Raw genomic sequence first — 7,416 nt, forward strand, 5'->3', positions numbered from 1 at the left:
CGCGATCTCGCGGATCCGCAGTCTCAGGGGCGCCTGGTCGTCACGGCTCGAGCGGTAGCGCTGCGACGAGCGGTGGAAGCGCAGCGCCGCGCAGCCTCGCCGTTCGCTCACCCCGAACCGGTCCTGCACGTGCCGGACCAGCTCGCGACGACGACCAGGCGTTACGGCTTTTTGCCAGAACCTCCTGCAGCATGTACATCCGCCGCGCCATGCCCTACCCGGCGCCGCAGAGCCTGACCAACGACGAGTACTACGCGATCACGGCCTACGTCCTTTTCCTGAACGAGTTGATCCCGGACGACGCGGAGATCGACCGGGAGACTCTGTCGCGCGTGCAGATGCCGAACCGCGACGGCTTTGTGCTGGAGGCGCGGCCCGACACGCCGGACGAGGCCTGCATGACGAACTGCCGGCAGGGGCGCCCCATCACGGTGACCGGCGACAGCCGTCGCTTCGTCGAGCCCGGCTCCGGCTCTGGCTTCAGCGAGCCGCAATGAGGCGGGAAGACGTGGCGCTGGAGTTGCCCCGCTGCGGCGGCCCAGCAGGTCGCACTCGGGGGTAGGGATCGTTGCGCACGGCATCGCGGGCGCGTCGCGCCACCGTCGGCGCGGCCATCCCGACCTCGGCCGTGGCGCTGCCGCCGGACGGGGCCCACGCGGAGGCGCGGCTATCCTGCGCCGCCGCGTAGCCGCGCAGCACCTGCCATGCATCGCGCAGACGCTGCATCACTTGATTCTCTCCTGCGAGAAGCTGGCCAGCGTCACGGACGGACGGCGCGCGATGACCCGTCTGCGGCACAATCAACCGCTGCCCTGGGTTTTTGCCAGAACGGGGCGCTTCGATGGATGGCCCACGAAGCCGACGCGCGGCCTCGTCGCTACGACGGCCTATAAGCTGGGCAAGAACGCGGCTCCGCACATGACGCGATGGTGCAGGGGCTTCTGCGCAAGCGAAGAGGGATCCAGATGATCTTCACCTAACCGTCGTTCAGCTCGCTTGGCGCTCACTAAAAGCATCGTCCGCCATTTCGCTCCGCTATCGCCTCGCACCTGCTTTGGGAGCAATCGTCTTGCTGCCTGAAGACCAAGGAGCGCTGTGCTGAGAATGAGCAGAGCGGCAGGTTCCGGCACTTCAATACCTCCGCTGCCGCCGTTCGCTAGACGCAGATGCTCCTCCGCCCACGGGGACACCGCACCGGACAAGAAGGAGCTGTTCAGGTCCTGAACGAGGAGGTGGAGGTCGAGGAGCGGAAGAGGGCTGCTGTTCCCGCCGAGGACACGATCGGCCAAGCCGAGAAGCTGGGACACGGTGAGCCCGTTCAGCGCGGCCGTTGATCCGCGCAGGTTGTCCAGGACAAGTTCGCCGAAGCCGGTAGCGGCCGGGCGGGCCAAGAGGCTCGCCGCCGAGAAATCCACGTTCAGGTGCAGCCCGACTACTTCTCCGCCGAAGAAGCCGGACGCACTCGACGTCGGGTTGAGGAGGTCCGCTACCAGTTGGCCGATGGGGCCAATGGGCGGCAGGTATGTCATGACGGCATTGGCTGTGGTGAAGAGCATCGAGAACCCAAGGCTGCCCGGTATGCCGACTTCAAACAGCCCGCCACTATAGACAGAGGCATAGTTCGTCGATAGCAGAAGGTTGGCACTGTTTGCCGGCGTACCCCAGGCGACTTGAGTATATGTTTCGAAGTCGCCATTCTGGGGGAGAAGAGCTGCGCGCGCGGTTCCCCACGTCAGCGAGCACACAACGACGGCGAGTACCGCCGCCCGGATGGCATCGCGCATCATTGCTCCTCCCAGACCTGTGGAAGCGAGGGTATGCAGGCGACCGAATGCGGTCCGATAAGCATCTTGATCCGCTGATCCTGCATCAGGCAAAATAATAATTCGGGCGACGGACCCTTCGCTCCGATCGGTACCCCCGAGAAGGCGCTGGTCTCCGCGGACTGGCACCGCTGGACACGCGCGGAACGAGGCTCGGCAAGAGCAGGCGCCGAAGTTCAGGCGCGGACGGATCCTTGGATTCGGCGCTTGCCTGCGCGCTCTCGAAGCACCGCGGACGGCGCTGGCGGCGGACGCGTCCGATCATCTGCTTCCCCCGCGCGAGAAGCTGGCGAAGGTGATGCTGGGGCGGCGCGCCGCCGTCATCTGCGCGCCGCGCAGGACGGCGAGCGCGCGGCCGAGCTCATCGAGGCTGCTGTATTCCACGGTGCGTCCGTCGAAGGTCACGCGCGTGGTGCCGCCGGTATAGGCTGCCGCGAGCGCGGCGGCGCGGCTGCCGGCGGGCTGCGCCAGCGCCCAGGCGAGGACGGTCGGGTCCATGCTCGTCCTCTCTGTTCAGCGCAGCCAGCCGCTGCGCGGCGCGAGCCAACCCCGCGGGCGATGGGTGTCGGGCGCGACCGGCGGTGGCGCCGGCGGCGCGACATTCCCGCCGGTGGGCATCTCGCGCGGCTGGAGCGGGGCGTTGGCGACGTCCTCGCGCAGCCGCGCCCAGAAGCGCTCACCGTAGCGGTCGGCGCCGAGCAGCCAGAGCGCCGCGCGCGCCAGCACCGCGCAGTCCAGCGCCTCGTTCCTCTCGCGCAGCTTCGCCCATTCCTGCCGCGCGAAGCCGCGCCGGTCCTTCGCCGTGCGCAGCTGCTCGGCGACCAGTTGCTTCACCCACTCCGCCTCGATCCCCTGCGGCAAGTGCACCCAGCCAGGCGGGAAGTCCTCGGCGTCGCCGCGACCAAGCCAGAGGCGGCGATACAGATCGGCCTTCCAGGTGGAGACTGATACCCGGCTTATGAAATCCTGACCGACCGCAGGTAGGCGTAATCGGTCAGGGATGCGACGCGGCCCCGCTCGTCGATGAGGCGGTTCCAGGCGTCGCAGCAGCCGTCGATGACGGCACCGAGGTCGGCGAAGAGGCGATGCGAGATGAAGCGCTCTCGCAGGTAGAGCCAGACGCGCTCGACTGGGTTCAGGTCAGGGCTGTAGGGCGGCAGGAAGACGAGGCTGACGTTGTCGGGCACTGCGATGTCCTTCGCCGTGTGCCAGCCTGCTCCGTCGAGCAGCAGGGCGACATGGACGCCCTCCGGCAGGCTCGCCCCGAAGCGCTGGAGGAAAGCGGCCATGGCGGCGGCGCTGGTCTCGGTCAGCACGAGGGCGAAGGCCTTGTCTGTGCCGGGCCGGACGGCGGCGTAGATCCAGGCCGAGGCATAGCGGCGGTCGATGATGCCGACCGGGCGGACGCCGCGCTCGAACCAGACCCGCGTGCCGCGCCCTTTCTGGCCGACGCGGGCCTCGTCCTGGCACCAGAGTTGCAACTCCTTGTCGGGATGACGGCGGGCGATCTCGCTCAGCGCGGCTGCAAGGCCCCCTTTTGGAAGCGCCGCTGCGCCGTTGTGTCGGTCAGCGGGTGTCGTGGCCGGGTCTTCTGCCAGGACAGCCCGAGCGACTTCACCAGCCGCAGCATGCCGCCCTTGCGGTAGACGACGCCGAAGCGCTCCTCGGCCAAGCGGCAGAGGTCGACCACCCGCCAGGCCGAGACGCCGTCGCGCTCCGGATCGAGGCCGCGGAGGATCAGCGCTTTGAAGGCCGCCTGCTGGCCGTCGGTCATCCGTGCCGGGCGGCCGGGACGCGGGGCGTCGCGCAGGCCATCAATGCCCTCGGCGTTGAAGCGGATCACCCAGTCCCGCAGCGTCTGGCGGTCCATCCCGGCAGCGCGCGCCGCCGCCTCCCGGCTCATGCCGTCCAGCGCGTTGGCCAGCGCTATCAGCCGCGCCGCCACCCGACCGTCGCTCTCTTGTCGGGCCAGGCGGCGCAGGTCCGCCGCCTCCAAGTCCGTCCGGATCGCCAGCGGCGCTCCCACCGTCATGCCCTCCGAGATGCCGGAGGACACCGCATCACGCCCGCTCGTCTCGCACCCTACACAGGCGAGTCTGCATTTCACGAGCCGGGTATGGGACCGTCCAGAGCTTCAGGCCGCGCCGCAGCTTGCGCCCGTCGACCAGCGCATCGACCGGCGTCGGGCCCTGGACGGGCTGGGCACGGTTCCAGCCGTCCACGCCTTTGGTCGGTGCGATGCGCGGGTCGTGCAGCCGGCGAAGATGGCCGTAGACCGCCGCGGTGTCCCGCCCACCGGTGTTGACGCAGAGGCGGGCGATGCGCATCGCGCCGCCGCCCAGGCGCGGCCAGTCCCGCGCGAGCAGCGCCGCCAGAGCGTCCCACGGCCCCCGCTCGCGCGGACTGCCTGGGACGACCACGTGATCGACGAGCCAGGAGGTGTAGCCTTCCGCCCAGCCCCAGACGTCGCACTCGAGGCGGTCGTCCTGCACGTCGACGCCGGCGGTCAGCACCAGCGCGCCGGTGGGCACCATGCCCATCCGGAAATCCTCGCGACGCTCGACCAGGCGCTCCCAATCCGGCGCCTCGCCCTGCTCCTGCCAAGTCTCGCCCAGCACCGTGTTCTTGAACGTCTTGAGGTCTTCAGGCTTGCCCTGCGCCGCCTCCCAATCGCGGGCGATCTGCTCCCAGGAGAGCCAGCCCACCGGCAAGTAGAGCGCCGAGATGTGGAAGCCGACCGTGTGCGGATCCTCGGAGGTGGCCGTTGCCCGCCACTCGCCTCCGGCCAGCATGGCCGTCTTGTGATGCTCTTCGATCGGCTCGTCGCAGGTCTCGCAGTGATACCGCGCCGAGCGCGGATCGCCCTTCTCCCAGCGCAGCCGCTCGAACCGCAGCCACTGCATCTCCCCGCAGTGGGGACACGGCACGAAGAACCGCCGCTGGTCCGAACCGGCATCTTCCCGTTCGATGCGGCTGCGTCCGGCGATCGTTGGCGTCGACACGAGAAAGGCTTTCCGGCGCCAGCCGAAGGTCCGGGCCCGCGCCTCGGCCAGCGCGATCGGATCGCCTTCGCCCTCGACGTCGCCGGGATAGGCGTCGATCTCGTCAAGGAACAGGAACCGCGCCGTCATCGAGCGGAGCCCGACAGCGCTGTTCGCCCCGGTGAGCACCAGGATGCCGCCGGGGAATTCCTTAGACAGCAGCGTGTTGCCGGTGTCGCGGGCGCGGGCCGGCGCGACCCGCTCCCGGATCGCTGGTGTCTCCTCCACCAGCGGGTCGATGCGCTGATCGGAGAAGCGCTTGGCGAGCTCCGTCGTCGGCTGTACCGCGAGCATCGGCCCCGGCGCGTGGTGGATGACGTAGCCGATCCAATTATTGCCGCACTCGGTGCCCCCGACCTGCGCCCCCTTCATGAAAACCACCCGACGCGCGGCCTGCGCCGGCGACAGCGCATCCATGATCTCGCGCAGGTAGGGCGTGCGCACGGTGCGCCATGGGCCTGGTTCCGCGGATCCGCGTGAGCCGAGCACGCGATGCTTGTCCGCCCACTCTGACACGAGCAGCGCCGGCTCGGGCGCCATGCCGTCGCGCCATGCCTGCAGGATCTCGGCATCGCCGTCGAAGCGGCCGAGCTCCTCCAGCAGATGTTCGCCCGCCATCAGCCGACGCTCACCCGGACATCGTGCCGAGCCGCGAGATGCTCGCGCAGGCGCGTGTCCATCATCGTCTGTAGCCGATGCGCGTCGACACCGAGCTCGGCCGCCATCTCAGCGGTGACGCGGGCTGGCCAGGCGAGGATGGCATCGCGCTCCTCCTTGGCGAGCCGGTGGACCAGCAGCAGCGCACGGGCCTTGTCGACCAGCTTCCCCTTGCGCTCATCGAGCCGCAGCCTGCGCTCCTGCGCCTTCAGCACCTCGTTCGCCGTGCGCGCATCGTGGAAGGTGTTCTGCGCTGCGCGCGGCAGCGGATCGGCGGTCGGCGGTGCGATCGATGTTGGTGCCACGGGCCGCAGTCCTGCCGGCGTCGGCTGCGCGAACGTCGCGGTCTTCCGGACGGGATCGCTGCTGTCGGCCAGCCGCGCCCGAACCTTCTCGAAGTCCCAGGCGCCGTCCGCCTCCGGTGCGATTCGGCCGGCACGCTGCGCCTTTTGCAGCGCCGTGTGGGAGACGCCGAGGCGGCGCGCCACCTCGCGCTGCGAGGCCACGCGGCCCGGCTGCGCCGTGAAGATCATGATCTAATCAAGATCCTGCTTAGCCGCCTACCATAACCGGACCGCTGGCAGCGGCTCGGTCTGCAGCGAAATCGAAATGATCCGAGGCATGCGGTCGACTGTGGCCGGCCGTGCTGAGAGGCTGTCTCGAAACGATGTCGATATAAGCCGTCGCTAGGCTGGATGGCCGGGTTGCGGGCAAACCGCACGCGGCGCCGCACTGCGCGCCACTCCAACACCCCGTGGAGGCGCAGATTTCAGGCGATCGCACATGGCTCAGTCTGCTACATTACTATTGAAGATGTGCGTTGCCGAAGGATCGGACAGGACTTGAGGATGCAGAGCTCCCGGCGTTTCGCCCTTCTCGTCATCCTGGCTGCGGCCCTGTTTACCAGCGGCCCCGAGGCCCGGGCCCAGCCGAACCCGAACGATCCCTCGGCTCTCCTGGCGGCCTGGGCGGAGGCATATAGTTCCATGGATGCCCCGCGGATTGCAGCCCTCTACACGGAGGAAGCACGCTATTGGGGCATTACCAGTCGAGAGCAAAGCGTTGGCCGCGCGGCGATACAAGCCAGCTTCGGCCGTCCGCGTGAAGGCGTGACTGCGGTCGGGGTGACCTATGGCTCGCATGGTGTGACGCGCCTGAGCGAGAGTGCCGCGGTGGCTTCCGGCCACTGGGTGTTCCGCATGACGCTGGCCAATGGCAGCGAGCGGCAAGCGCCGGCCCGCTTCAGCATCACCATGACCCGGCTGGCCGACGGCGCGTGGCGCATCGCCGATCACCATTCCTCCTTTTTGCCGACGCCCACACGGCCTTAGCGGCTCTCTGCAGACAGCGCCGGTATGACCCGACGCGGGGGCTGGATGGCCGGGCTGCATCGTGATTCGACCGGGTTGCGACACCTTGGACGGACGACCCGATGTGGACCCCGGCCACGCGGCAGCAGCACAGCCGCACGGGCCTTCGCTATGCGAGCGACCTGACCGACGCGGAATGGGCGGTGCTGGAGCCGCTGTTGCCGCCCGCGCCGCGACGAGGACGGCGGCGGGCTTGGCCCGAGCGGGAGATCGTCAACGCGATCTTCTACGTCCTGCGCGCGGGCTGCGCGTGGCGCCTGTTGCCGGACTGCTTCCCGCCATGGCGGACAGTCTACCGCTGGTTCGCCCGGCTGCGCGACGGCGGCGTGCTGGAGTCGCTGAACCACCACCTCGTTATCCTCGACCGCGAGCGCGCCGGACGCGCCGCAAGCCCGACGGCAGGACCGGTTCGGGGTGAGCGAACGGCGAGGCTGCGCGGCGCTGCGCTTCCACCGCTCGTCGCAGCGCTACCGCTCGAGCCGTGACGACCAGGCGCCCCTGAGACTGCGGATCCGCGAGATCGCG

At 69.2% G+C, this 7,416-nt stretch carries 8 protein-coding genes and 3 pseudogenes; 4 read left to right on the forward strand and 7 right to left on the reverse strand.

What is annotated here, in order from left to right; translation table 11 throughout:
• Positions 1–196 (reverse strand): annotated as a pseudogene (locus OZN99_RS21150) (IS3 family transposase); the annotation flags it as partial.
• Here OZN99_RS21150 and OZN99_RS21155 point away from each other — a divergent pair.
• Entirely contained in the window at positions 192–497 is a 306-nt protein-coding gene (locus OZN99_RS21155) for a hypothetical protein (RefSeq protein WP_270937236.1), read from the forward strand. The pseudogene OZN99_RS21150 and the gene OZN99_RS21155 overlap by 5 nt on opposite strands.
• A 390-nt stretch (positions 498–887) precedes the next feature.
• On the opposite strand, the gene OZN99_RS21160 is transcribed toward OZN99_RS21155, so the two are convergent.
• The 6 genes from OZN99_RS21160 to OZN99_RS21185 all read right to left on the reverse strand — a co-directional run bounded on the left by OZN99_RS21160 (position 888) and on the right by OZN99_RS21185 (position 6,054).
• Positions 888–1,787, reverse strand: a complete 900-nt coding sequence (locus OZN99_RS21160) for a hypothetical protein (RefSeq protein WP_270937237.1) — start codon at positions 1,785–1,787, stop codon at positions 888–890.
• A gap of 297 nt (positions 1,788–2,084) precedes the next feature.
• Positions 2,085–2,321, reverse strand: coding sequence for a phage head-tail joining protein (locus tag OZN99_RS21165; RefSeq protein ID WP_270937238.1), 237 nt, complete (start codon positions 2,319–2,321; stop codon positions 2,085–2,087).
• Positions 2,322–2,336: 15 nt separating this feature from the next.
• Positions 2,337–2,873 (reverse strand): terminase gpA endonuclease subunit, encoded by a 537-nt coding sequence (locus OZN99_RS21170; RefSeq protein ID WP_333779757.1) that lies wholly within the window; start codon positions 2,871–2,873, stop codon positions 2,337–2,339.
• Positions 2,780–3,855 (reverse strand): IS630 family transposase gene (locus OZN99_RS21175; RefSeq protein WP_270937239.1). Its coding sequence is split into 2 segments (ribosomal slippage): positions 2,780–3,355 and positions 3,358–3,855, totalling 1,074 coding nucleotides; the frame shifts between segments, so codons are not numbered across the junction. The genes OZN99_RS21170 and OZN99_RS21175 overlap by 94 nt, the downstream gene beginning before the upstream one ends.
• Before the next feature lie 28 nt (positions 3,856–3,883).
• Positions 3,884–5,482 (reverse strand): phage terminase large subunit family protein, encoded by a 1,599-nt coding sequence (locus OZN99_RS21180; protein WP_333779756.1) that lies wholly within the window; start codon positions 5,480–5,482, stop codon positions 3,884–3,886.
• Positions 5,482–6,054 (reverse strand): elements of external origin, encoded by a 573-nt coding sequence (locus tag OZN99_RS21185; RefSeq protein ID WP_270937240.1) that lies wholly within the window; start codon positions 6,052–6,054, stop codon positions 5,482–5,484. The genes OZN99_RS21180 and OZN99_RS21185 overlap by 1 nt, the downstream gene beginning before the upstream one ends.
• Positions 6,055–6,369: 315 nt before the next feature.
• Between OZN99_RS21185 and OZN99_RS21190 the strand changes: the two genes are divergently transcribed.
• The 3 genes and pseudogenes from OZN99_RS21190 to OZN99_RS21200 all read left to right on the forward strand — a co-directional run.
• Positions 6,370–6,852 (forward strand): YybH family protein, encoded by a 483-nt coding sequence (locus tag OZN99_RS21190; protein WP_270937241.1) that lies wholly within the window; start codon positions 6,370–6,372, stop codon positions 6,850–6,852.
• Between the two features lie 101 nt (positions 6,853–6,953).
• Positions 6,954–7,292: pseudogene (locus tag OZN99_RS21195) on the forward strand (transposase); the annotation flags it as partial.
• A pseudogene (locus OZN99_RS21200) lies at positions 7,291–7,416 on the forward strand (IS3 family transposase); the annotation flags it as partial. The pseudogenes OZN99_RS21195 and OZN99_RS21200, both read left to right, overlap by 2 nt.

It is taken from the genome of Falsiroseomonas oryzae (genome assembly GCF_027856955.1).
Lineage (GTDB): Bacteria > Pseudomonadota > Alphaproteobacteria > Acetobacterales > Acetobacteraceae > Falsiroseomonas > Falsiroseomonas oryzae.